This is a genomic window from Streptomyces alkaliphilus (assembly GCF_014141535.1).
Taxonomy (GTDB): Bacteria; Actinomycetota; Actinomycetes; order Streptomycetales; family Streptomycetaceae; genus Streptomyces; species Streptomyces alkaliphilus.
In genome coordinates, this window is the sequence record NZ_VKHT01001779.1 from 1 (window position 1) to 389 (window position 389).

Here is a 389-nt window from a genome sequence, read left to right on the forward strand (position 1 = left end):
GGGTTCCCCGAGGCCAGATCGCGGGCGCCCGGCGGGACGGGCATCCCGCGGTTCTCGCGCCCGGTGGGACGCCGACGCACCCGGGTGCCGCGGCGACCGGCGGTCTCCACCACACCGCGTTCGCGCAGGGTGCGGTAGGCGGCGGCGACGGTGTTGGGGTTGATGCCCAGGCGGGACGCCAGGGTCCGCATGGGGGGAAGAGCGGTGTCCGGCGGCAGGACACCGCTCTGCACCGCGTGCTCGATGTCGGCCACGATCTCCGAGGCGCGCCGACCGGTGATGCGATACGCTTCCATGCAATCTCCTCAGACAAAATCAATTATGCACTAGTGCATTGAAGATGGGAAGCGAGTCACCCGATGACCGAATCGCCCTCCACCGTGCGCGCC

The 389-nt window shown here is 69.7% G+C and carries 1 protein-coding gene; it reads right to left on the minus strand.

Annotation, left to right across the window (positions count from 1 at the left end):
• Nucleotides 1-296: GntR family transcriptional regulator (locus FNQ90_RS26730; protein WP_182608620.1), on the minus strand; the 296-nt coding region annotated here is incomplete at its 3' end.
• Between the last annotated feature and the right edge of the window lie 93 nt (nucleotides 297-389).